18 protein-coding genes are annotated in these 22331 nt (G+C 39.5%); 10 read left to right on the top strand and 8 right to left on the bottom strand.

The window, feature by feature from the left end; translation table 11 throughout:
- Positions 1–159 precede the first annotated feature (159 nt).
- Positions 160–678 (bottom strand): DUF4269 domain-containing protein, encoded by a 519-nt coding sequence (locus tag B4A24_RS11620; protein WP_293945100.1) that lies wholly within the window; start codon positions 676–678, stop codon positions 160–162.
- A 163-nt stretch (positions 679–841) separates the two neighbouring features.
- On the opposite strand from B4A24_RS11620, the gene B4A24_RS11615 reads away from it, so the two are divergent.
- The 3 genes from B4A24_RS11615 (at position 842) to B4A24_RS11605 (ending at position 5355) form a co-directional block, all read left to right on the top strand.
- Positions 842–973, top strand: a complete 132-nt coding sequence (locus tag B4A24_RS11615) for a hypothetical protein (RefSeq protein WP_293945099.1) — start codon at positions 842–844, stop codon at positions 971–973.
- 109 nt (positions 974–1082) lie between these two features.
- The gene (locus B4A24_RS11610; protein ID WP_293945098.1) at positions 1083–4349 is read left to right on the top strand and encodes a TonB-dependent receptor; all 3267 of its coding nucleotides are present in this window, start codon (positions 1083–1085) and stop codon (positions 4347–4349) included.
- A gap of 61 nt (positions 4350–4410) precedes the next feature.
- Positions 4411–5355, top strand: coding sequence for an MBL fold metallo-hydrolase (locus B4A24_RS11605; RefSeq protein ID WP_293945096.1), 945 nt, complete (start codon positions 4411–4413; stop codon positions 5353–5355).
- A 162-nt stretch (positions 5356–5517) separates the two neighbouring features.
- Here B4A24_RS11605 and B4A24_RS11600 read toward each other — a convergent pair whose 3' ends face one another.
- Positions 5518–6117 carry a nitroreductase family protein gene (locus tag B4A24_RS11600; protein ID WP_293945095.1) on the bottom strand — a complete coding sequence of 200 codons (600 nt, stop codon included), beginning with the start codon at positions 6115–6117 and terminating at the stop codon, positions 5518–5520.
- A 142-nt stretch (positions 6118–6259) separates the two neighbouring features.
- Here B4A24_RS11600 and B4A24_RS11595 point away from each other — a divergent pair, with 142 nt between their 5' ends.
- Positions 6260–6559: a winged helix-turn-helix transcriptional regulator gene (locus tag B4A24_RS11595; RefSeq protein WP_199768582.1), complete on the top strand. Its 300-nt coding sequence runs from the start codon at positions 6260–6262 to the stop codon at positions 6557–6559.
- A 126-nt stretch (positions 6560–6685) separates the two neighbouring features.
- Here the strand turns inward: B4A24_RS11595 and B4A24_RS11590 are convergent, their stop codons facing one another.
- Both B4A24_RS11590 and B4A24_RS11585 read right to left on the bottom strand, forming a co-directional pair.
- Positions 6686–7594: an NAD(P)/FAD-dependent oxidoreductase gene (locus B4A24_RS11590; RefSeq protein ID WP_293945092.1), complete on the bottom strand. Its 909-nt coding sequence runs from the start codon at positions 7592–7594 to the stop codon at positions 6686–6688.
- Between the two features lie 129 nt (positions 7595–7723).
- On the bottom strand, positions 7724–8350 hold the full coding sequence (locus B4A24_RS11585; protein ID WP_293945090.1) for a class I SAM-dependent methyltransferase: 627 nt from the start codon (positions 8348–8350) through the stop codon (positions 7724–7726).
- A 254-nt stretch (positions 8351–8604) separates the two neighbouring features.
- Between B4A24_RS11585 and B4A24_RS11580 the strand changes: the two genes are divergently transcribed.
- The gene (locus B4A24_RS11580) at positions 8605–9267 is read left to right on the top strand and encodes a DUF1349 domain-containing protein (RefSeq protein WP_293945089.1); all 663 of its coding nucleotides are present in this window, start codon (positions 8605–8607) and stop codon (positions 9265–9267) included.
- A 48-nt stretch (positions 9268–9315) separates the two neighbouring features.
- Here the strand turns inward: B4A24_RS11580 and B4A24_RS11575 are convergent, their stop codons facing one another.
- The 4 genes from B4A24_RS11575 to B4A24_RS11560 form a co-directional block, all read right to left on the bottom strand.
- Entirely contained in the window at positions 9316–10101 is a 786-nt protein-coding gene (locus B4A24_RS11575; protein ID WP_293945087.1) for a response regulator transcription factor, read from the bottom strand.
- 104 nt (positions 10102–10205) lie between these two features.
- Positions 10206–12761, bottom strand: a complete 2556-nt coding sequence (locus B4A24_RS11570) for a BamA/TamA family outer membrane protein (protein ID WP_293945085.1) — start codon at positions 12759–12761, stop codon at positions 10206–10208.
- Between the two features lie 45 nt (positions 12762–12806).
- Positions 12807–13064 (bottom strand): GNAT family N-acetyltransferase, encoded by a 258-nt coding sequence (locus B4A24_RS11565; RefSeq protein WP_293945083.1) that lies wholly within the window; start codon positions 13062–13064, stop codon positions 12807–12809.
- Positions 13065–13303: 239 nt separating this feature from the next.
- Positions 13304–13750, bottom strand: a complete 447-nt coding sequence (locus tag B4A24_RS11560) for a DUF1572 family protein (RefSeq protein ID WP_293945081.1) — start codon at positions 13748–13750, stop codon at positions 13304–13306.
- A 583-nt stretch (positions 13751–14333) separates the two neighbouring features.
- Here B4A24_RS11560 and B4A24_RS11555 point away from each other — a divergent pair.
- The 5 genes from B4A24_RS11555 (at position 14334) to B4A24_RS11535 (ending at position 22272) form a co-directional block, all read left to right on the top strand.
- Complete coding sequence (locus B4A24_RS11555) at positions 14334–15635, top strand: ATP-binding protein (RefSeq protein WP_293945079.1); 1302 nt, start codon at positions 14334–14336, stop codon at positions 15633–15635.
- A 104-nt stretch (positions 15636–15739) separates the two neighbouring features.
- On the top strand, positions 15740–16339 hold the full coding sequence (locus B4A24_RS11550; RefSeq protein ID WP_293945077.1) for a TetR/AcrR family transcriptional regulator: 600 nt from the start codon (positions 15740–15742) through the stop codon (positions 16337–16339).
- Between the two features lie 77 nt (positions 16340–16416).
- Entirely contained in the window at positions 16417–17613 is a 1197-nt protein-coding gene (locus B4A24_RS11545; protein ID WP_293945075.1) for an efflux RND transporter periplasmic adaptor subunit, read from the top strand.
- An 18-nt stretch (positions 17614–17631) separates the two neighbouring features.
- Positions 17632–20820 (top strand): efflux RND transporter permease subunit, encoded by a 3189-nt coding sequence (locus tag B4A24_RS11540; RefSeq protein WP_293945073.1) that lies wholly within the window; start codon positions 17632–17634, stop codon positions 20818–20820.
- A gap of 24 nt (positions 20821–20844) precedes the next feature.
- Complete coding sequence (locus B4A24_RS11535; protein WP_293945072.1) at positions 20845–22272, top strand: efflux transporter outer membrane subunit; 1428 nt, start codon at positions 20845–20847, stop codon at positions 22270–22272.
- Positions 22273–22331: the final 59 nt, after the last annotated feature.

Below are 22331 nucleotides of genomic sequence, written 5' to 3'. Positions count from 1 at the left end.
GGTGATTCCAAATAGGATGCAATATGACCGAGATTGACTCGATTTAGCAAATTCGGTTGTAACTTGATGAGTGAATGATAACGCCCTATGGCAGATTCAGTATGTAAAGAAAGAAGGATTCCTGACTAATTTTTAAACGATGGCTAATTCTTTTCGATACTATGTATTCCTTATCTGGTATTTTAAAAGCTCCACATAGGGGGCCCCCTCAAGCTTCAATAACGGGCAAAATGCAGGCTCTGTCTTTACTCCTTTTGTTTTTAACATCCGTACTTTAGCAGCAAAATCTTCCCCTTTGACCTCGATAATTTCATACTCTTTGATCATGTGTAAATAGCCGTTTTGCTCCTCTGTTTCTTTATCCGTAGCATATGGTTCAAAAACTTGCCCTTCAATGGAAAAACCGCATACAGCGATATTTTTAGCTATTCTCTCCAGCAGAAAGTTTTGAAACTGTGAAAAATCATGCCGCAGTTTCATCTCCAATTGATCAAAATTTTGGGTATATAAAATAATATCCACATCACTCGTTTCAATATTTATATTAATCGGTATCGTGCCAACGACTATAGGGTTATATACCTTGAGTATATTGTACTTGTGATTTAGTCTATGGATATTCCTCTGTTTAATATTTCCGGTTTCCAAATATGTAATATTTCTGAAGTCTATATCCATGAGCGAAATGTTCGGGTTGTCAAATGTGCGATTTAATCTCTTCTTCTGCTTAAATAGATCTGAATATACAAAACTCTCAAAAAAAGCGAAGAATATGATAAAAAAGCCGAGCTTGATGTAGCTTTGCCTAAACCATATAATAGGCCTTAAAAAGTAGTCTATTTTGAAAAAGGAAAACAAAAGTCTCGGAATATGCAGGAATCTCAATCCCGATGAGAATCTACCACTGGAAACCATTACAACTATTCTAAATGCAGCCCTTAACCTCTATCGGGACGGAAAGATTTCCTGTTAGCATTGCTCAGCGCATTTAAATAATATTTACTTAACCTAAAATCAACAATCCACTACTACCTTTACCGCGGTTTGAAAATCACCTAGTCATTTAAACAGCTACTAAACAAATGAGAAAACATTTGATTACCAGTATTTTGCTAAGCACAATTGGTACATCGATTACCTACGCGCAAAATGAAACTACCTCTGCTCTCAATGGAACCGTCAGAGAAGGGAACACGCCTATTAATGGTGCAACAATCGAAGCTATCCATTTACCATCTGGGACAAAATACACGACTTCATCACGAAACGATGGCCGCTATAACCTTCCTAATATGCGTATTGGTGGCCCTTATCAAATCACTGTAACTTATTTAGGTCATACACCAAATGTCAAGCAAGTAGAAAAACTGGCATTGGGACAAAGTTCAACACTTGATATTCAGATGATCTCCAATGATCGGCTTTTGGAAGAAGTCGTTGTCGTCGGTACACGACAGGGAAAAGTCTTCAATTCAGGACGAACAGGGGCTTCACAGAATATCTCACGCATGGCAATACAGAATCTGCCTACGCTAAACCGTAGTTTTACGGATTTTGTCAAGTTGACTCCTCAATTTTCAATGCAGTACGGTAATCCATCATTTGCAGGGAGAAGTAACCTGGCAAACAACTTCACGATTGATGGTGCATTATTTAACAATGCTTTTGGATTACAGGGAACTATCGGAAGCCAGACAAACTCCCAACCGATCAACATGGATGCCTTTGAAGAAATCTCCGTCAATATTGCACCCTATGATGTAAGACAAAACGGTTTCACAGGAGCTGCAATCAATGCTGTCACGCGAAGCGGTACAAACGAGATACAAGGTTCATTAAATTACTATTTCAGAAATCAGGCCCTGGTTAATAAATACAATTCAGCAGGTCTGAAAGCTCCCGTCAATAATTTTAACCTCAAAGGATATGGCTTTACGGTCGGCGGTCCAATTATTAAAAATAAGCTATTCTTTTTTGCAAGTGGGGAAATTGAGCGAAGGGTCGATCCGGGCACAAACTTTATCGCTTCACGCGGAGGCAATACCGGGCCGAACGTTTCAACAGTCTCAGCCGAAAAACTAGATGATCTAGCGAAATACCTCAAATCCATCGGATATAATCCCGGTTCCTATCAAGATTATCCATTAGATACACGAAGTGATAAATTTTCGGTCAAATTAGATTATAACATCGATGCTAAAAATACACTGAGTGCCAAGTATTTTTACTTTCGTTCCTACCGCGATATTTTACCATCAAATAGCGGGGCTCCGAAAAATAATAGGCAACCCTCGAATATAAGTTTACCGTTCAGTTCGGCAGGCTACGGGATCAACAATAATATGGACAATGTGAATCTGGAATTGCGAACACGTATTAACAGCAAATATTCCAACTCCTTGACCGTCGGATATAATATGATGGATGATTATAGAGAATCCAAAGGTGGACAACCTTTTCCCTTGGTCGACATTATGAATCCTGACGGTAGTAGTATGACCGCTTTTGGCTATGAACCTTTTACAGCATTTAATAGCTTGAAAACGAAAGTTTTCCAGGCTACCAATAACTTTAATATTTACGCTGGTAAACATGAAATCACTTTAGGGGCGAATTTTGAAAATTACAAAACAACAAATGGTTTTGCGCCAAATTATTATGGTGCTTATACTTTTGCCAGTCTTGATGATTTCTATAATTCTGCTGAAAACCATGTCTCAAATGCCACCAAATACCAGGTACAGTATTCCGTATTGGCAGATGGATCTTTCCCTTATGCTCAGATTTCAGCCAATATGTTTGGTTTATATACCCAGGATGCTTTTGCTGTAAACGATCATTTTAAACTCACTGCTGGGTTAAGAGCTGATTTCACACACATATCATCTCCTAGTAATCTGAAGAATGAAAATGTCAGCAAATTGATCTTTGATCAAGGAGAAAAAATTGATGTCTCAAAATACCCTAAAGGTACAATTCTATGGTCGCCGCGAATTGGATTTAACTGGAATGTCAATGGAACCAATCAGACTCAAGTGCGCGGTGGTTCAGGAATTTTTACTGGTCGCCCACCATTGGTATGGATCTCCAACCAGGCGGGCAACAATGGCGTTATGTTCGGATCTGAAACAATAGACAAGCCGACCAATCGTCCTTTCACACCGGATGTGGATGCCTACCGCAATGTGAACCATCAGGCAGCAGCCAATAATTCAAGTTATAACCTTGCCGTAACAGCTAATAATTTCAAATTTATGCAGCTATGGCGTACAAATCTTGCGGTAGACCAAAAATTGCCGGGAGGAGTCATAGGTACATTTGAGGCGATGTATTCCAAGGATATTAATTCTGTTTATTTCCGGAATGTCAATCTAAAAACAACAGATGGTACCGCTTTGACTGGTGCAGATAACCGCATGCGTTATACTACACCACGGATATATGGTGCTGCGAAGCCCACTCCCGAAAATCCGAATATTTCGGATGCGATCGTAATGTCCAATACTTCAAAAGGATACAGTTATACCCTGACAGGAACATTATCCAAAGAATTTAAAGGTGGTTTTTTTGCTAATATCGGCTATACCTATACCGATTCGAGATCTGTTAACGACGGTGGTTCAATCGCACAATCGATGTGGAGGGATCGATATGTATCCGGAAACCCGAACAATGCAGACCTCTCCTATTCAACTTACTTAGTAAAAAACAGGTTTATTGCCAATTTCTCTTATCGTAAAGAGTACATTGACCATTTGGGAACAACGTTTTCATTGTTCTATCAATTGCAGGACGGCCCCCGGTATTCTTATACTTACGGTGGTGATCTAAACAACGATGGCCTGTCAGGTAACGATCTGATTTATATCCCAACCAGTAAGGCTGAAATTGCATTAGTAGGCGACAGTGAAAAGGATCTACGTACACCTGATCAACTTTGGTCGCAATTGAATGGCTACATCAACCAGGACAACTACCTAAATTCACACCGGGGTCAATACGCAAAGCGTAACGCACTTGTAGGAAAAATGATCGGAACTTTAGATATTCGCATTGCTCAGGATGTATTCTTAAATGCTGGTGGAAAGAAACATCAATTGCAAATTACATTCGACGTTTTCAATTTTGGAAATATGATCAATAAAAGTTGGGGGGTAGCGCAATTCGCTAATAAAGCAAATGGTATCTTGAATTACAAAGGGCTTAATGCTCAAGGTCAGCCAACTTTCTCTTTCCCTTATTTGGATGCGACGAACCAGATTCCTTTGACCAGTACATTCTCAAATAGTGTCGATGAAACATCGCGATGGAGAATTCAACTTGGCGTCCGTTATCGCTTCAATCAATAAGTAAAAAAATAATGTAAATTTGACCCATCCTTGTTCAGGATGGGTTTTTACTTTAATTAACATGAAAAAAATAATAGTTTCTATACTTGCGTTCTTTGTTTATACATCCTCCCAAGCACAGCATTTCGATCTGATTCCATTGGGTATATACGGTGGTGAACAAGAAGACAATCTGTCTGCTTATCTGGTTGGGGCTCCAAAAGACAGTGCATTTCTTTGCCTTGATGCCGGTACTATAAATACAGGTATCCGAAAAGCGATTCAGTTAAAAAGCCTCTACGGAACAGAAGAAACAATTCTGCACAATCAAATCAAAGGATATTTTATTTCACATGGTCATTTAGATCATTTATCTGGCTTGATCATCAATTCTCCGGCTGACAGCAAAAAGAATATTTTTGCTATAGCTCCAGTTCTTCAAATTTTACAAAATCATTATTTTATCAATGATACCTGGATTAATTTTGCTGATCAGGGCCAAAAGCCCATTCTTGGAAAGTATCATTACAGTGAAATGCAGGAAGGAATAGAACTTCCTGCCCACAACACACCGTTCTTCCTTACTGCATACGAATTAAGCCATGTAAATCCTTATAAAAGCAGTGCCGTACTCGTTCGCCATAATGATCATTATCTGCTGTATCTCGGGGATACTGGTGCTGACCGCGTTGAAAAAACTAACCAGCTTGAAAAACTTTGGAAAAATATAGCTCCATTGATTAAAAAAGGTCAATTGAATACCATATTGATCGAGGTCTCTTTTCCGAATAATCAAGCCGAAAATTTGCTATTTGGTCACCTAACACCAAATCTCTTACTCGAGGAATTAAACAAGCTGAAAGAAAAAACGGGACGGAATGATCTCAAAGGATTAAACATTGTGGTCACCCATCGAAAACCAACACGGGATAATCCTGAAATTATAAAAACTGAGCTCCTAAACAATAACCTCCTAAAAGTAAATTATATTTTCCCTGAGCAAGGCAAAAGGATTAGTTTACCCTAAACCTTCAGATGCACTAGTACAACAACATAGAATTAGGCCAGCGGGAAAGAGCCCGGTAGAATACCGAGCTCTTCTGCAAAAATCTATTTCCATTAATCCGCTTTAATCCATTCAACTTTTGGGACTACTGTACTATTTAGACATCCCTATTACGATCACAAGTTATATTGCCTGGATAATATCCGCCATATTCAAACGCGACTTGGCTGTTATGCTAGGTTGATTTAAGTCCTCCGCATTTCGATAACCAATAGCGACAGCAAATAAAGTATGATACTGTTCAAGCCCTAAAACATGATCATAACGGTCATTTTCAATACCTTCCATCGGAGTAGCATCAATATGATTCGCAGCACATGCAGCGAGAAAAAATCCCAGAGAAAGATATACTTGTTGTTTCATCCAAGATTGCACATGCTGCTCTCCCTGTGATTTCAAAAAACGATGGTAATAATTTATCGAACCTTCAGGTAGTGTGCCGTTGATCTGCTCTTCAAATCGTTCCACATCATTAAGTGCACTAAAGACCACAAGATGACTGGCCTCGTTAATTTTTTCCGCATTCCAATAAGATGCTTTAGCTAGTTTCGTTTTAGTCTCCCCATCTGAAATAAAGAAAAACTTCCATGGCTGGCTATTGATGGAAGAAGGACTCAATCGAAGTATTTCTTTTAGTTCAGCGATCTTTTCCGCTGAGATTCTTTCCGTCGAATTATACTTCTTTGTTGTATAACGCTCTTTTGCTGTTTCTAAAAATGCCATAACATACAATTTTAAATTAACTATATTTTTTATAGTTGCAAACTTAAATATAGTATGATATATTTGCAATAACGGTCAAATTTGATAGTAACAGATGTATTTGATAGACAACAAACAATACCCATGCAGTACAAGCCTGACAATGAAATACATAGGCGGCAAGTGGAAGGCAGTCATCCTTATCCATTTAATTGAGAAAAAACGTTACAATGAACTGAGAAAAGAATGTGCATTGATTACAGAGCGTACGTTGAGCCTACAGCTGAAGGAATTAGAAGCTGACGGTTTGGTTAAGCGCACGGTGCATACCGATAAAGCCCCCTTAAAGGTAGATTATGAACTTACAGAATTTGGAAAGACACTCATCCCTCTATTGGAATCTATTGCACTTTGGGGCAGAGAGACTGCAACTAGAACAGCAGGGATTCAACAGGTAAAATAATAGGCCGATTTTAACTAAGTAACATAGGCTGACAAAAGCGTTTTTAATCAGGAAGCTTCCATCTCGGTTTGCTTCCCGATTAAACCTGAAATACATTGGTTCTAGCTGCCATCTGCCGAAATCAGATCAGAAGCTCTCTTCGACCAATTCTTTATTGACCATCGCTCCGGCGAGATTACCTGCGGCAACTGCATTGGAAACAGACCGCATCATGCTGGCATTATCGCCACAAGCAAAAACTCCCTTAACTGAAGTTTTTTGAAAATTGTCGACGACAATATGCCCCTGTTCTGTTAGGTCACAGCCTAATTCAACCGGAATATCTGAATGCTGCTTAAAAGGAAGTGCTGCATACAATGCAGCAAATGTCCTTGTGCTATTATCCTCAAAAACTACTTTTTCCAGCCATCCATTCTTATGTTGTACTTTGATAATCTTTTCTTCAATAACAGCTATACCATGCTCTTCCAATTTCTTTACCTGCTCAGATTCAAAATTAGCCTTCCCCGAGGTCAATATTGTCAGATTTGATGTGAGATTATTAACCAGTGAGGCCAAATGCAAAGCTCTATCTCCATTGGCCATAATTGCTGTTTTCTTTCCGCTAATTTCATAACCGTGGCAGTAGGGACAATGAATAACAGAAATCCCCCAGCAAGCTGAAAAACCTTGAATGCTGGGCATGACATCCTCTATTCCTGTAGCAAAAATTATTTTTTTCGCGCTAAAAGCTTCGCCATCTGCTGTGTTTATTTCAAAACCATCATTGGTTTTCTTTCCACTTGCAGCGAGTCCTTGCTGAAAACGTACTGTTGGATAATTTAATACTTGCTCCTTAGCTTTCTGAGCAATTACCAATGGTTTTTCTCCATCATGGGTAATGAAATTATGTGAATGCGGTGTTTGCCTATTACAGGGCAAACCACTATCAATAATCAATACCCGTCGTAATGAACGCCCCAATGCCATTGCTGCAGAAAGACCGGCATAACTTCCACCAACAATAATTACATCAAAAGTTTTATCTTCTTTCATTTTTATATAGTTTATTTTAAACGCTGTTATTTATTTTTGGATTCGATTTTTTTTTTTCATCAGCGTATATTCTGAATTCCCCCAGGATGCTTTAAGCCCTTCGTCCCGATAAGTGAATCGAAGAAACCATCAGCGTCTCTTGTTGTTATTTTGTTTTTTCTCCTTTTTACAGATAATCAAATAAAAGGGATAATTCTCCTCCACTTCCTGGATCTCAATCAATCCATATTTTTCAAATGCTGTGCGAATAGATTGCAAATCATAAAAGAATATTTTAACGCCTCCAAACAATTCAAAACGATCTGGACCTATAGCTGTCCCCTGTCCATAAATAACTGCCTGTTTTGACACTGTTGTAAAGATCATGTAACCATTATCGCACAACTGTGCATAACAATCATGTATAAATTTAGCCCGTTCGTCAGCCCCCAGCAGGTGGATTAACGCATAACAAAAGATTCCTCCATATGTTTCGCTATCGAAAGGCATATCAACGACCGAACCATGATAAATAATTGTTTGGGCTCCGAAATGTTTTCGGGCCAGTTCGATTGCCGTATTGGATAGCTCAATGCCTGTAATACCGATTCCATTGTCTAGAAATACATGTCCATTCCGGCCATAACCGAAACCCGGAATTAGGATTTCTTTTATGCTCTTCGCTAAAAAGAAATCTTTTGCTATTTGCGCTGAACGGGCAGGGCTTCCGCCCCACATCTCTCCTTTTTCCTTAAAACTACGTTCCCAAAACTCCATATTTATAGCGTTTTATAGTGATATACTGTATTGAATTCCGCTTACGATGATCCTGCAATTACAGTAAAGATAAACGAAGATAAGTTTTTTTATTATTGCAACTATGTAGCAATAATATTAATGCAATTAAATTGCAAATAAATTACATTTAAAGAGTCTTCTGCCAATAATGGTTATTTATCAGTATTGAAAAATGCAGTATTGCAAGGATATCTTTGTCTCTCGATTAGAATACATCCTTTGCTAAAGAAAATATGAAAAAAATAAAGACATTTTTTGCGGCGTCATTGCTTCCCTTTTTTACCATGCAGGTGACAGCACAGAAATTAGACAAGATGACCTGGTTTAACGAACCTTCGGAGTGGACAGTCAGTAACAACGCGCTGTCCATGTTTGTTACTCCCAAAAGCGACTATTGGCGCGTATCACATTATGGATTTACAGTGGATGACGCGCCTTTTTTCTACACCGAACGCGGCGGTGAATTTGAAGTAAAAGTCAAGATTTCGGCTAAATATAAAACTCGCTTTGATCAAGCGGGTCTTATGCTACGGATAGATCATGAAAATTATATAAAAGCAGGAATAGAATTTGTCGATGGAAAGTATAACCTGAGTACGGTAGTCACCCATCGGACCAGTGACTGGAGTATTATACCAGTAGACAAAGAAATTCCTTTTATATGGATAAAAGCTATTCGGAGACTAGATGCTGTTGAATTCTTTTATTCTTTTGATGATAAGGAATATGTGATGATGAGAAATGCTTGGCTACAAGATAACAAGCCCGTATTGGTTGGTGTGATGGGGGCATCACCAGATGGGGAAGGCTTCCAGGCTAATTTTGAACACTTTAGCATCAAACATCTTCCCGACCAGCGTCGAACAAAATGGCTAAAAGAAAATAGTGCTAATTGAGCAGTATGGTCAAGTCTGTCGAAAGAGTTGCTTTTGACAGACTTGTTATCATGATGAAGTATCTTCTTGCTTATACATTTTATCGTATATACTGATCGCTTCGTGCAAATTGCGAACCCGTAGTTTTTGTAGAATGTTTTGTCGATGCCGGTTAACAGTATTGACACTCAGACCTAACTTTTCAGCAATGTCCTTACTGATCATCCCTCCTCTTACGCAATGCAAAATCTCCCGCTCCCTAGCACTCATGACATCCTTTACATCTTGTTTATTCAGTAAATAGACGTCACCACTTACCTGATTAAAGATATAATTCTTATTCCCTTGTTGATCTTCCGTTTCGGGCAATAGCGTATAACAGCACAATGCCAACTGGGGAAATTCTTTAGCGGAAGTATCCAGATAGATGATCTGATGCGACATCAGCATATTCTTCTCATCTTTTCCTTTCACACGGAGTACACTATTTGCCTGGTATTGAAAACGTTCCTTCAGATCTACCTTCTTGACCATATCAAGAAATTGCAGTTCAAGCCTATGTTTTACAGCCAGATCTTCTGGATGTATGCGCGCCAAGAGAAAGTCCTCCCATATACTATTTATTTCCAATTTTCTATTGGGCGAAGACAGGTATAAACGTTCGGCAATCGCACCCATAAAGGTAAAACTCCAATTTGCCGTCAGATCGCTCAGTACCACAATGCCATTGTGAATGTCAGCATAGGTTTTCGCATACTGTTTATAGTATTTTAAAACCGATAAGTCTACGCTCGTATTTCGTAAACCTTGACCAACAAGGTTTTTATTTAATGTCTTTTTTAAATCCGATTCCATCATTCAATATTTTGCAAGTTTATGGACAGCTTTGGAGAACCATTTTTAATGTATGCGCCATGTGACCGAACTTTTCGCGACTTTATAACATAAACATTTACGCTTTAAAAAGAAAGACCGATCCGGATATAAGGCAAAGTTGCTTCCTTACTAAAGCCAAGTACTCCTTGAATAGTAAGAAGCTCTCCAGGCATAAAATAAATTCCACCACCATAGCCCATATGCCATGTATTTGAACTTTCGGCTGGCATCCAAACGCGTCCAATATCGTAAAATCCAATTGCACCAACAGTCCCGGGAACAAGATAAGATGAATAACTAAATAGTTTTAAGCGCATCTCAAAATTATTATATACCGCTGTTTTTCCTGTAAATCGCCGTGAATTAAATCCACGCAAGCTCATCTCACCACCAATCTGTGTGTGTTGATAAAAATAAGGATCTCCCCACACAGCATCTACCCCTGTTCTATTTGCAAATGTGATGTAATCGTTAGCGACAGTTTTATAAAAGCTCATCACGTGCTGTAGCTTTGTATATTTCCGGGTTTCGCCGCCAATTTCGGCATTCCAGCCCAATCTTGTATGGATATGTAAACCTGATTTTGGATTTGCGGCATTATCACGCGTATCGTAATCTATCCCCCCTGTAATACCCGCAAAAAAATTACTTCCATAGATAGGTTCAGCGGGAAATTCATCTTTAAATTCCTCAAAGTATTTTCCTACATTATTAGCCTCTTTACTGTTGTAATATTCAGACGATGAACCATAAAATAATTTCAGTTTAGGATTTAGATATTTTTCTAGAAAAATATCACCACTTACGATATCAAATCTATTTCGATAGTAAGAAATACTTCTTGAATCTGATTTTTCAAACAAGGTATTGTTCCCATAACCAAAAAAATTACTCAGATTTCTGGGGCCAAGTGAAGAAAGATGAATAGAAAGATCCTGATCTGCAATTAATTTCTTAAAGTGACCTTTATAATCAAACATAAATGATTCACGCCCTGTTAAATAATTGGCCATAAATTGCTGTCGATAAGCATAAGGCTTCTTCCGAAACCCCTGATTTTCGATCAGATATCCCAATCCGAAAATCAGTCCACGATCAATACCATAATCCAGATTGACTACGACTCCTTTACGATCGTATACAAAATTATCGTACTCAAATTGGTGAACAACAGTATCTGCACTTAATTTTAATCGTACATTTTTTTCAACCTGAATACCAGAACCCGGTTGATCTTTTGAGTCATAAATATATACTTTATGACCATTGCTAAATTTATCAGAGGTACGATATATGTCATCACCATTTCCCCCTATCAAACGAACTTTGACAGAAGATCGGCCAGCTCCATGTAGTTTAAATTCATCGGATCCGGCTATCCCGAAGACCCGGACTTCTTCCGTCTGTCCGGGTAAAAAAGTACGTTTCAGAAGTCTTCGCCCTTCCGATCCATCTTTTTTCTTGTTGTGTATATCAACGGTGACAGAACCGTCTTTATTATAATCAACATCAACAAACTCAGATTTGGCAGATAAAGGCAAATCGACCACACGGGCAAGAAATCGATAATACGTTAGCCCACTCTGCATAAGTTCATCCCTTCTTGACCGAATATTTGTTTCCAGCTCCTTCGCACTTAATTTTAAGATGGTATCCGGCATGGCCAACATAGCCTGATGGATCAGCGAATCCGTAAGCGTATTCTGAACAAATTTTATTTCGTCTATCCACTCATCCTCTGTCAGGTGGGTAAGAAAAAAGTGATCAAAATGGCGGGCATTAAAATTCCAATGTGCCACATTACGTATATGGGGACTATAGGCCTGCAAATGGGCTTTTAACCATTGATAGGAAAGTAAAGTAGGAAACAAACCTGATGTTTTATAATACACCTTATCCCGATCTCGTGGCACAGGTGTATAAATCTTCTTACCCTTTTCTTTTTCAGGATCCCAGCGCCAATTATCCTCATGACGATCCCAGTCCCCCAATGCAAAATCAAGTAATCTTGAACGTAAAGTTAGTTTTTGATCAATTTGCGTATCATTATCTTCTAGCACTTTCCGAATGACTTTTGCACTATTGTCAGTTTTTTCGTCTTCAAAGGGCGTACGAGCCTCAAACATATAAGGCCTATTTTTAAAGACCTCCTGGTATTCACCGAATCCGGGATCATCACCAACGAAAACAAGTTCGGGAGATGAATGTGGAATACCCAAAGCCGTATTAAACGGAGGAACAGTTAATGCACCGAATGGGTGATGTATTGAAATCTGATCCTGAACGATATCTTTGGCAAATGTTTTTCGAAGGCTTTCAGGAAGACTACGTTCTGGATATTTCTGAATGGATCTTAATACCCATTCCCGCCCTGAGGGATCGGCCATCCGAAGCGATTGGGTTTGCATGCCCCCGCCCAGTTTGACTATATGAAGCCCTCCCTTCTCCGTTTTAAGATCCATCATACGCATTTTTACAGGCGTATTATATAATTTACGATAGCTGTCTCCCAACCAGAACCGATGAACCGCACCTACTCGGTCATACTCAGGAGCAATGATAGTTGTTATGCTGTCAACTTGTTGAGCATATGAGCTCAAGGCACAGCAGCACGTAATCAATGTTAGGATTCTTCTCATATTGCTTAAGTCGGTCGTCAGGAAAATATGGCTAAAGTTCACATTTTAAAGCATGGAATCAAAAACTTTCTGTTCCTTTTTTAGTTTAAACCCCATATGCTCATAAAATTTATGACTTTCTGTCCGAAGGACGCTACATCTTACAAGCAAACGAAAATACCCTATATTTTTTGCCCATTGAGCAGCTTCCTGTATCAATAACTTACCCATGCCTTTGCCCTGTACAGCATGATTAACGACCAGCCCTGTTATTTCTACAAGCCCCCAGTCACGATACTCATCGTCCGTTGTAGTTGCATCCACCCAACAACCTCGTCGTCAATCGTACCAACAAGTATATGATATTCACTGTGACATAATAATATTTTCAACAGATTCTTCACCTTTTCGGCCTCAATGGAATACCCCAACTGTTGGGTTAAATTCGCGATTTCTTTATAGTCAGCTATTCTAGCTCGCCTTGTCTCCTTTCCAATATTTTTTTAAAAGTTAAATGTATTCACGAGAGAAACCCAATCATCATACAAATAACAGCATCGTAATTATTCATCCAATAAACGACGATGATAATTGATCTGCCCCAAATGGTAGGTTAAATGTGTCGTTAAATGCACCAACAAATATTCCGTTGTTGTCTTCTTCTCAAACACTAATATGGGATACATCGCCGCAAGGTCAAGCTGATTAAGCTTATCCAAAGCGAGATCAACGACACTGATGGTATCATCTATCTTATTCAGAAGAAGCCCTCTTGGTATATCTTTCAATGAAAACTCAGCCTCCCTATTTCGAATATAGCCTGTTTTTCCAATCTCCGCTCCAATATACGTCTGTAGATTTCCAATTAAATGCAAGCATAAATTTCCGGCTGAATTTGCGATACCACGATCAATAATCCAGATATTCTCTTCCCGACTGTAGGATGCAATTTCAATTTTTAGTCTATTTAGATCTCGATAAAAAAGATCTTTCAATGTTTCTACAAGCATAATCTACTTTTTAATATACTGCCACTATCATTTTCATAATCAAAACTAATGTTTTCGGAATAATAATTGTTTCCTTATGTAAAGAAGCAAATAAAAAAACAGCTTATCCGGCCCTAATTTGGAGAAAATGGATCGAACCCCGTTAAAAGTTACATCCATTAAATATTCATAAGATATCGTATTTTTACTTGTACCAATAAAGTAATCAATGCGTATGTTTCCAAAATTTCCAAGAACGACTTGGATCATCTTCTTGATACTAACAGTAACGATCACCCTGCTATTTTCGAAATGTGAAAGCCCTTCGGATGGCAATGATGCCCTTGGTTTCCCCTTCCCCTTTTATACCTATTTAGGCGGAAAACGTGATCCAGAGCCACCCAGCAGAACGTACTTCAATAGCATATATCTTCTGCTTAACCTAAGCATCTATTTCGGAATCGCTTATCTGTTAACGTATTCAATAAAAAAACAGAAAATAATAGATGAAAGAAAATAATGCGATTATTACGAATTAAACATCATATAATTGGGCAACGAAGTTCTTGCCTCTTAAATTTACAATGTTAGGATTGCTCTCATTATGAAAAAAAACACGAAGATTACCAACCTGAGTATTGAATCTGCGGGGCTACCCAAAGACCCGAAACTCGTCATTGCCGAATATATATGGAACGGCTTTGACGCTAAAGCTACTGAAATCGATATTGCAATTGACAGCAACGGACTCGGTTATATAAATAGTATTAGCATCAGCGACAACGGTGAAGGAATAGTTTTTAACACACTGCCTTATTCATTTGGTAATTTTCTCGATTCGGTAAAGAAAAATAGCATTAAGCGAAGCTCTTATACCAGAGGAAAAAAAGGAAAAGGTCGGTTTTCTTTTTCATTATTTGCGACCAGAGCCATCTGGAATACGATTGTAAAGGAAGAAGAAAATTTAAAAGCATACCGCATACAGATTGATAGAGATAGTAAAGAGCAATATGATGTTAGCGAAAGTATCCCGGTGGAAAATCAGCCCCCAGGAACCCGTGTGCGCTTAGAGGGAGTTTTCGCATTAAATTCATCTTATTTTGAATCAAACGAATTTATGGATTTCATGGCACAGGAATTTGGCTGGTTTCTATACCTTAATCGAGATCTAGGCTATACCGTACGAATCAATGGTACGATGTTACTCTATGATCATCTGATCCAAGAAGCAGATCTGTTGTCATGGACTTTATATAGTCCTGATGGAAATTTATCCTATAGCTTTCACATCAATTACATTCGCTGGAGTCAACAGATTGGAGACCGCTATTACTATTATTTGCGCAATAGCGAAAAAAGGGAAATTGCCAAAGTACTCAGTAGCTTTAACAATAATGCCATAGATTTCCATCACTCGGTTTATGTAACATCCGACTTTTTTGACGCCTTCGAACAAGAAGATATCAGCATTTCAACAGACATCAATCTCTTCACTGGAAAAGAAAAACAAGTTATTTATCGGAATTTGCTGGCTGAATTACGCGATTTTCTTGACCGCAAACAGAAAAAATATGTTCGTGAAAATGCTGTAGCGACCAAACTAAGTGAATTGGAGAAAAAAGGATTTCTACCCACATATGACCAAAATGACAAAGACAAAAGAAGAAAAGAGGTATTGCTTGCGTTGGTTCAGGAAATCTATATCATAGATCCACGAATTTTCTTCGGTGTTAAAACAGATCTGATCCGTACCTATTTAGGTTTCCTAGATCTCCTGCTGCAAACCGAGAAAAGCGCTGATGTTCTCCATATAGTAGAGAAAGCAATTTCATTGACCGATAAAGAAAGAAGCCGAATCAAGCAGCTCCTAGCGATGGTTAATAATACCGGTAATAATGCGGTCTAACCTATTTTAATGCTGATTTTTTATTTAATGACTTTTAAATGTCATTAAATAAAATAAAAAGTTAGAATTTTGTTTAACACTGTTAAATCATTTATGCATTAAGCATGGGTAGTAAAGAACGTATACAACGCCTCAAAGATGAGAATAGAACAAATATTCTCGATGCCGCTCTTCAAATTGTCAAAGAAGAAGGATGGCAGGCGTTGAGTATGCGCAAAATTGCGGATATCATCGAATATACTGCCCCCATGATTTATGAGTATTTTGCAAACAAAGATGCAATTTTAAACGAACTTGCCAACCAAGGTTATCTCTTACTTGCCAAAAAAGTCAGAAAAGCCAAATCAACTCAAACCGACTTAGAGAAACAATTGGAAGCTATGTGGTTCAGTTATTGGGATTTTGCGTTTGAAGAGCGCGAATTATACCAACTTATGTTTGGTGTTGGTACAGCTTGCTGTGGGTTTGAAAAAACCTATAAGTGTGCTGAATCTCATGGCAGATTCATCAGTGACGTAATTCGTGAGATCATGAAGGATAAAAATCCGTCAGAAGACTTGATCTGTAGAAAATATTTCACGTATTGGTCTATTATACATGGACTCATATCCATCAATTTAGTTAATCAAGGCAACGGAGATAATACCAACCAGGAGGTACTAAAAGATGCGATCTACGGAATCACCCGTTCGCTTACTGACTAATTTTTTTGCACCAAAAAATACAACGTTAAAAAATCTAACACCGTTAAATATACCAAAACTTCAATTTTTAATATCACATGAAAACAAATGTATCACCAAGTCTTAAGAAGATTTACATTCCTGCACTTAACAGTGTTAAACGAATTAATATCGTAAAGACTGCATATGTGCTTAGTGCAATCTTGTTATACAGCTGTTCGACAGGAACAAGCAAACCTAATGATCCACCACCAGTTAGCCTCCCTGTCGTCAGCATTGAAAATGGCAACGAGATCGTCTATCAGGAATATCCGGCAACAATCGAAGCTTCTGCCAATATTGAAATCAGACCCCAGGTTGAGGGAATTTTGGAACAGATCTATGTCGATGAGGGTGCGAAGGTCAGTAAAGGTCAGGCGCTTTTTAAAATTAATGACCGCCCATACCAAGAGCAATTGAATCAAGCTAAGGCCAACTTATTAGCGGCGAAAGCTGCATTGGAAAATGCAGAACTGGAAGTTGAAAAGAAAACAAAGTTGGTAAACACCAAAGTCCTGACTGATTTTCAGTTAAAAACAGCGATCAGTGCACGCAATGCTGCTAAGGCGAATGTGCAATTGGCAATATCTGCAGTAGAAACCGCAAAAATCAATGTGGGCTATACCTTGATCCGCGCTTCGGCCGATGGATATATAGGAAGGCTGCAACGTAAACAAGGAAGTTTAGTGGGCCCAACTGATACACAACCTTTGACAGCACTTTCAAATGTCAGAGATCTCCACGTCTATTTTTCATTGGGAGAAAATGATTTTATTGCCTTCAAAAACAACACGGAAGGTAATAATCTGCAGCAAAAATTAAACAACCTTCCCCCGATCAGTTTGGTGCTTTCTGATCAGACCATTTATGATCAAAAAGGAAAAATAGATATGGTGGATGGTCAGTTTGACAAAAACACAGGAGCTATTACATTACGTGCAACTTTCAGTAATCCCGAGGGCGTTTTACGCAATGGCAATACAGGCCGCGTCAGGTTACAAAAGAAATACGATCACACTTTATTGGTGCCACAGCTTGCAACACTTGAAATGCAAGACAAAATCTTTGTTTATACTGTCGGTAAAGAAAATAAAGTTGTACAGCAGCCTATTACTGTCATCGGAAAAAGTGGTTCAAACTATCTTGTAAGTAAAGGAATCAACGCCGGAGACCGCATTGTTTATAAGGGTATTGATTTACTGCAAGACGGCCAAAAAATCACACCACAACCTTTATCAAAAGACAGCATCAATTAATATTATAACGACAAACTTATGCTTAAGAAATTTATAGAAAGGCCTGTACTTGCCACCGTAATTTCCATATTACTTGTGATATTGGGAGTAATCGGCATCCTAAAGCTGCCCTTACAGCAGTTTCCAGATATCGCCCCGCCTGCAGTACAGGTCACCGCATTATATCCAGGCGCAAATGCCGAAACAGTACTTCGTGCTGTTGCTCCTTCGCTGGAAGAATCTATCAATGGGGTCGAAAACATGAGCTATATGAGCTCTACCGCCAGTAATGACGGGTCATTGATGATTACTGTATATTTTAAACTTGGTACGGATCCTGATCAGGCTGCTGTCAATGTACAGAACCGGGTGGCACAAGCCACGAGCCAGCTCCCGGCTGAAGTTGTTCAGGCCGGGATTACAACCGCCAAACAGCAAAATAGCTTGATTATGGTATTAGATCTATATACCGAGGACGAGGGTAAATATGATCAAACCTTTATTACCAACTATGCACAGATCAACATTATTCCAGAGCTTAAACGTATCCCCGGAGTGGGCCAAGCACTGGCTTTTGGGGGTAGTAAAGATTATTCAATGCGCGTATGGCTTAATCCAAACCAAATGGCCGCATACAAATTAACTCCGGAGGAAGTGATGGCCGCTATTCAAGATAAAAACGTCGAAGCCGCTCCTGGAAAATTTGGTGAAAGCAGCCGCGAAGCCTTTGAATTTGTTATCAAATATAAAGGCAAGCTTAACCAAGCCAGCGATTACGAGAATATCATTATCCGATCAAATACGGATGGTTCGGTCTTAAAACTTAAAGATGTAGCCCGGGTTGAATTAGGGTCATACACTTATGCGAGTCATACGCGTATCAATGGTAAAGCCGGACTCAATATTGGTGTCATGCAATTAGCTGGGTCCAATGCGAATGAAATTCAGATTGCCATCCAGGAATTTATGGAGAAAGCTTCTTTAAGCTTTCCAAAGGGTGTAAAGTATCTCGTTTTATATAATACCAAAGATGCGCTCGATCAATCTATTGATCAAGTGAAACATACCTTGATCGAAGCATTTATACTGGTCTTTTTGGTTGTTTTTCTATTCCTTCAGGATTTTAGGTCAACCCTGATACCCGCTATTGCCGTACCTGTGGCGATCGTTGGAACATTTTTCTTTATGCAGCTTTTTGGTTTCTCCATCAATCTGCTGACATTATTTGCACTCGTACTGGCGATTGGTATTGTCGTGGATGACGCAATCGTGGTGGTTGAGGCGGTGCACGCCAAAATGGAGCATAATAATCTCCCGCCCAAATTAGCGACCACTTCTGCCATGAGTGAGATTACTGGAGCTATCATCTCCATTACCCTGGTCATGTCCGCGGTGTTTCTTCCTATTGGGTTTATGGAAGGTTCGACGGGCGTGTTCTATCGGCAATTTGCCTTTACACTGGCTATAGCCATTGTAATTTCGGCCATCAATGCCTTGACTTTAAGTCCGGCTCTCTGTGCTCTATTTTTAAAGCCTACGCACCATGGCCACGACGGGGCTAAGAAACTTAATTTCAAAGAACGTTTCTTTACAGGATTCAACGTTGGTTTTGACCGTCTCACAAAGAATTATTTGGGCAGTTTACGTTTTCTGATCCGTTACAAATGGGTAGCTTTCGCAGGATTGGGCATCACCTTGTTGTTGACAATTTTTATGATTCGTCGCACCCCGACCGGATTTATCCCTTCCGAAGATCAGGGTTTTATCGCCGTATCATTATCCATGCCTGCAGGTGCCTCTTTGGACCGTACTTCGGGTGCATTGGCTGAAGCTGAAAAACAGCTTCAACATGCTGACTTTACCAAGACACTAAACATTTTGGCTGGTTTTAATATCTTAACACAATCAACCAGTCCATCAGCCGGTGTTGCTTTTATTTTGTTGAAACCTCATGAAGAACGCGGCAGCATCAAAGATATCAACGCGATCATGGCCGATGTTAACCAACGTCTAGCAAATATCAAAGGTGCAAACTTCTTCGTATTTACCTTTCCAACAGTTCCAGGATTTAGTAACGTAGATGGGCTTGATATGGTTCTGCAGGATAGAACAGGAGGACAACTGAATAAATTCAGTACAATAGGGCAAGGTTTCATTGGTGAACTTATGAAACGTCCCGAAATTATGATGGCCTTTACAACATTCAAGGCCGATTATCCACAGTATGAATTGCAGGTTGACGATATCAAAGCCGAGCAACTCGGTGTAAGTACCAAAAGTATCTTGCAAACCATGCAGGCCTATTTCGGTAGTGCACAGGCATCAGATTTTAACCGGTTCGGAAAGTACTACCGTGTTATGGTCCAAGCAGATGCGAAAGACCGCAGCGAACCTACTTCCATGGACGGAATCTTTGTAAAAAACAGATTAGGTGACATGGTACCGATCAACACATTGGTTAAATTGCAACGTGTATATGGTCCAGAAACCGCTTCGCGTTACAACCTATTTAATTCGATCGGAATCAATGCGATCCCAAAACCTGGCTATAGTTCAGGGGATGCGATCCGTGCGGTGGAAGAAGTTGCTAAACAACATTTACCTACCGGTTTTACCTATGAATTTTCGGGGATGACCAAAGAAGAAATTGTTTCGGGAGGTCAGTCGACCCTTATTTTTATCCTCTGTTTGATCTTTGTTTACTTCCTGCTCGCAGCACAATATGAAAGTTATATTATCCCATTGGCCGTTATACTTTCTATTCCAACAGGTATCTTTGGTGTATTTGCAGCAATTAGTCTTACCGGTACGGCCAATAATATTTACGTTCAGGTAGCTCTGGTCATGTTGATTGGTTTGTTGGCAAAGAATGCTATTTTAATTGTCGAGTTTGCTATTCAGGGTCGGAAACAGGGGCTCTCGATACCTAGCGCGGCGCTTAAAGCAGCACGCTTACGTCTGCGTCCTATTATCATGACTTCCCTAGCCTTTATTGTAGGTATGATTCCTATGATGACCGCAGTAGGCCCCTCTGCACAGGGTAACCACTCAATCAGTATTGCAGCAGCAGGTGGAATGCTCAGTGGGGTTGTATTAGGACTATTTATTATTCCTATCCTCTTTATTGTTTTCCAATTTATACAGGAGAAAGTAAGCGGCACGCCAAGCGAAAAACAGCGGGAGAATGAATCCATTTCTTTGGAAATTCCTGTACACACAAATAATTAGTGAACAATGACAACATCGAAATATATGAATAGAAAAGCAAAGCTACTGACTATTTTCATCTTATCTTTTGCAGCGTGGTCTTGTAAAACAGATAAATTGGTCAGCAATAAAAACCTTGCGCCAAATCTGCCCGAGCAATATCGTGATCAGGGAGAAGCGTCACAAGAAAACAATATTGGTTCTATTCCCTGGCGCGACTTTTTTAAAGATCGGGTTTTACAAAGCTTGATCGACAGTGCGATCCAACATAACCTGGATATGCAATTGGCTCTTAAAAATATCGAGGCATCTCAATTGAGCTTAAGGCAGGCAAAGGCAAATTATCTTCCTTCGGCACAGTTGCAGATCAGAGGAAACAGCACCAACCCCTCCAATAACAGTATGAACGGATTGAGTTTGGGCCAATTTCTAAAACAGCACCATGTTGAAGACTATACGGCTTCAGTGGGTGTGTCCTGGGAGGCTGACCTATGGGGAAAAATCAAAAACCAGAACGCCGCTGCTTTAGCATCGTACTTACAGACGGAGGAAGCAAAAAAAGTCATACAAACACAATTGATTGCCCAGGTAGCACAAGGCTATTATCAACTTTTGATGCTCTACCAATTGCGGGATATCGCACAGCAAAATTTACAGTTGAGCGACACGACACTCCGCATCGTTAAGCAACAATACGAAGTTGGCGATATTACATTGCTCGCCTTAGAACAAGTTGATGCGCAGCGTTTATCTGCGGCCGCACTTATCCCTGATTTCGAGCAGCAGATCCGCCTTCAGGAGAATGCGATCCAAATCCTCAGTGGTAAACTCCCTGCGGAAATCAAAACACAGGAGCAATTGGTCAATGTTCGTTTTCCCGAAGATTTGGCGACAGGAGTACCGGCAGACTTATTAAGCCACCGTCCGGATGTGAAACAGGCTGAACTTGCTGTCACAGCTTCTCAGGCCTATCAAAAATCCGCCAAAGCGAGAATGTATCCTTCCTTGGTCATCAGTGCTGAGGCTGGAGTCAATGCATTCAAAGCCAGTAACTGGTTTAATTTGCCAGGCTCGCTATTTGGTGCTATTACAGGAAGTATTACACAGCCTATTTTTCAGCGCAGAGAATTGAAAACACAATATGAACTTGCTCGTATAGAACAAGAAAAAAATGTTATGATTTTCAAACAAAAGGTGATTGCCGCGGTTGGAGAAGTTTCCGATGCTTTGGTCTCGATCCAAAAACTAAAAGAAAAACAACAGATTACTTTGGATCGAACCAATCGTTTAAAAGAGGCTACAAAACATGCCAACCTACTGTTTGAGACGGGTATGGCGACTTACCTGGAAGTAATCACCGCGCAAAGCAATATATTGCAGAGTGAACTAGAGCTTGCGCAAGTCAAAAAAGCCGAACTTTCAGCTGTAGTAGATCTCTATCGTTCCTTAGGTGGCGGTTGGAGCAATAACTAACTTTCTGAAGTGCAATTTTTCTAATTTTATATCACATATCTGGGAGACAGGGGACCGCG

The sequence above is a fragment of the Sphingobacterium sp. UBA7249 genome (assembly GCF_002472835.1).
Classification (GTDB): Bacteria; Bacteroidota; Bacteroidia; order Sphingobacteriales; family Sphingobacteriaceae; genus Sphingobacterium; species Sphingobacterium prati.
The sequence above is the reverse complement of the archived record's forward strand: the minus strand, read 5'-3'. Positions and strand labels throughout refer to the sequence as shown.

Bases quoted from the DNA above. Each gene is read 5' to 3' on its own strand.
- B4A24_RS11575 (WP_293945087.1), bottom strand. From the start codon at position 10,101: ATGGAATCGGATTTAAAAAAGACATTAAATAAAAACCTTGTTGGTCAA.
- B4A24_RS11555 (WP_293945079.1), top strand. From the start codon at position 14,334: ATGAAAAAAAACACGAAGATTACCAACCTGAGTATTGAATCTGCGGGG.
- B4A24_RS11560 (WP_293945081.1), bottom strand. From the start codon at position 13,750: ATGCTTGTAGAAACATTGAAAGATCTTTTTTATCGAGATCTAAATAGA.
- B4A24_RS11540 (WP_293945073.1), top strand. From the start codon at position 17,632: ATGCTTAAGAAATTTATAGAAAGGCCTGTACTTGCCACCGTAATTTCC.
- B4A24_RS11550 (WP_293945077.1), top strand. From the start codon at position 15,740: ATGGGTAGTAAAGAACGTATACAACGCCTCAAAGATGAGAATAGAACA.
- B4A24_RS11535 (WP_293945072.1), top strand. From the start codon at position 20,845: ATGAATAGAAAAGCAAAGCTACTGACTATTTTCATCTTATCTTTTGCA.
- B4A24_RS11600 (WP_293945095.1), bottom strand. From the start codon at position 6,117: ATGGCATTTTTAGAAACAGCAAAAGAGCGTTATACAACAAAGAAGTAT.
- B4A24_RS11605 (WP_293945096.1), top strand. From the start codon at position 4,411: ATGAAAAAAATAATAGTTTCTATACTTGCGTTCTTTGTTTATACATCC.
- B4A24_RS11610 (WP_293945098.1), top strand. From the start codon at position 1,083: ATGAGAAAACATTTGATTACCAGTATTTTGCTAAGCACAATTGGTACA.
- B4A24_RS11570 (WP_293945085.1), bottom strand. From the start codon at position 12,761: ATGAGAAGAATCCTAACATTGATTACGTGCTGCTGTGCCTTGAGCTCA.
- B4A24_RS11595 (WP_199768582.1), top strand. From the start codon at position 6,260: ATGAAATACATAGGCGGCAAGTGGAAGGCAGTCATCCTTATCCATTTA.
- B4A24_RS11545 (WP_293945075.1), top strand. From the start codon at position 16,417: ATGAAAACAAATGTATCACCAAGTCTTAAGAAGATTTACATTCCTGCA.
- B4A24_RS11585 (WP_293945090.1), bottom strand. From the start codon at position 8,350: ATGGAGTTTTGGGAACGTAGTTTTAAGGAAAAAGGAGAGATGTGGGGC.
- B4A24_RS11620 (WP_293945100.1), bottom strand. From the start codon at position 678: ATGGATATAGACTTCAGAAATATTACATATTTGGAAACCGGAAATATT.
- B4A24_RS11590 (WP_293945092.1), bottom strand. From the start codon at position 7,594: ATGAAAGAAGATAAAACTTTTGATGTAATTATTGTTGGTGGAAGTTAT.
- B4A24_RS11580 (WP_293945089.1), top strand. From the start codon at position 8,605: ATGAAAAAAATAAAGACATTTTTTGCGGCGTCATTGCTTCCCTTTTTT.